Source organism: Amycolatopsis echigonensis (assembly GCF_014174495.1).
Taxonomy (GTDB): domain Bacteria; phylum Actinomycetota; class Actinomycetes; order Mycobacteriales; family Pseudonocardiaceae; genus Amycolatopsis; species Amycolatopsis echigonensis.
Genome location: NZ_JACJHR010000300.1, coordinates 1 through 207 on the forward strand (window position 1 = coordinate 1; position 207 = coordinate 207).

At 71.0% G+C, this 207-nt stretch carries 1 protein-coding gene; it reads left to right on the forward strand.

All coding sequences use genetic code 11. The annotated features are described in order from the left end of the window. Nucleotides 1-207 (forward strand): hypothetical protein (locus tag H5411_RS46875; RefSeq protein WP_183128065.1); only part of this gene is annotated, 207 nt, incomplete at both ends.

The window sequence follows — 207 nt, forward strand, 5'->3', positions numbered from 1 at the left end:
GCCGAAGCCGACGCCATGCGGGCGCAGTGGGAGGCCGAACGTGCCGCGCTGCGCAAGGTGCAGTCGCTGCGGCAGGAGATCGACCAGGTGCGCCATGACGCCGAGCTGGCCGAACGCGACTACGACCTCAACCGTGCCGCCGAACTGCGTCACGGCAGGCTGCCCGAGCTGGAACGCCGCCTGGACGCCGAGGAACAGCAGCTGACG